This window comes from Streptomyces ureilyticus (assembly GCF_011045025.1).
GTDB lineage: Bacteria > Actinomycetota > Actinomycetes > Streptomycetales > Streptomycetaceae > Streptomyces > Streptomyces ureilyticus.
Genome location: NZ_JAAKZX010000506.1, coordinates 1 through 722, shown reverse-complemented (window position 1 = coordinate 722; position 722 = coordinate 1). Strand labels below are relative to the sequence as shown.

Below are 722 nucleotides of genomic sequence, written 5' to 3'. Positions count from 1 at the left end.
CCCAACGCCCCGGTCCCCCCGGTGATCAACACCGTCCCCTCGGCATCCCAGACCGGGGACACGGCCGGCTCCTCCGTGGCCGTCACCCGGGCAAGACGCGGCACCCACACCCGCCCGTCCCGCACCACCACCTGCGGCTCACCCGCGGCCAACGCCGCAGGCACGACATCGGCCACCGCAGCCGCGTCGTCCACATCCACCAGCACGAACCGGCCCGGATGCTCCGTCTGCGCCGACCGCACCAGACCCCACACGGGAGAGTGTGCGAGGTTCAGCGGCTCGTCTTCGCCGACGCCCGCGACCGCGTTGCGCGTCAGCACCACCAGGCGCGAACCGGCGGACGGTTCATCGGCCAGCCAGGCCTGGAGCGCCGCGAGGACCTCACCCGTGGCCAGGCGAGCCGCCTGCGCGAGACCGTTCGAGGCGGCCTCGGCCTGTGCGCACGGGAGCACGACGGCTTCCGGACGGCGGCCGGTGTCCTGCTCCGGACGGTCGTCTCCCAACAGCGCCCACTCAGCGGGGACGGACGCGTCGTCCGCAGGCGGCACGGCGACCCATTCCAGCTCGAACAGTGCGTCGTGGTTCCGCCCGGCCACCTGCCGCAACTGGTCGGGCGATACGGGCCGGGAGACCAGCGCGTCCGCACAGGCCACGGGCCGGCCTTCGGTGTCGGTGACGTGTACGGACAGCGCGTCCGCGTCGACCGTGGACAGCCGCACTCG

Annotated in this window: 1 protein-coding gene; it reads right to left on the bottom strand. The window is 73.8% G+C overall.

The window, feature by feature from the left end:
• Positions 1-722, bottom strand: a 722-nt coding sequence (locus G6048_RS48400) for a SpnB-like Rossmann fold domain-containing protein (protein ID WP_408056259.1), incomplete at both ends; no start/stop codon positions are given.